The sequence below is a fragment of the Liquorilactobacillus sicerae genome (assembly GCF_029916425.1).
GTDB lineage: Bacteria > Bacillota > Bacilli > Lactobacillales > Lactobacillaceae > Liquorilactobacillus > Liquorilactobacillus sicerae.
On sequence record NZ_JAHAVQ010000143.1, the window covers coordinates 1 to 523 of the forward strand.

Annotated in this window: 2 protein-coding genes; both read left to right on the forward strand. The window is 38.6% G+C overall.

What is annotated here, in order from left to right; all coding sequences use genetic code 11:
• Window positions 1-259, forward strand: a 259-nt coding sequence (locus tag KH893_RS11695; RefSeq protein WP_486606300.1) for a Holliday junction ATP-dependent DNA helicase RuvA, incomplete at its 5' end; no start/stop codon positions are given.
• Window positions 256-523 (forward strand): AAA family ATPase (locus KH893_RS11700; protein WP_281166265.1); only part of this gene is annotated, 268 nt, incomplete at its 3' end. The genes KH893_RS11695 and KH893_RS11700, both read left to right, overlap by 4 nt.

Below are 523 nucleotides of genomic sequence, written 5' to 3' on the forward strand. Positions count from 1 at the left end.
GTTTCCAGGCATTGGCAATAAAACTGCTCAACAGATTGTGCTGGATTTAAAAGGAAAATTGGGTGATTTTTCTAAAAATACCCTTCCAATGAAAAACCTATTGGAAAATTCTGCTGAATTGGACGATGCTCTAGCCGCTCTGGAGGCATTAGGCTTCTCTTCAAAAGAAGTTAACAGAATCGGTCAAAAATTAGCTGATTTGGGCAAATTAACGACTGATGCATATATTCAAAAAGGACTTAAACTATTAACTAAATGAATGACGAAGATCAAAAAATTTTAGATGCAAAACCAATTGCGGCCGATGCTGAATCCGAATTGACATTGAGACCAAAATATTTGCGGGAATATATTGGCCAAAAGGAAATTAAAGATCAATTATCGGTTTATTTAAAAGCTGCCAAACAGCGGGACGAAGCACTTGACCATGTTTTGCTTTTTGGGCCGCCAGGATTAGGCAAGACGACTCTGGCGATTGTAATTGCCAACGAGATGGGAGCAAAAATCAAAACAACTTCGGGAC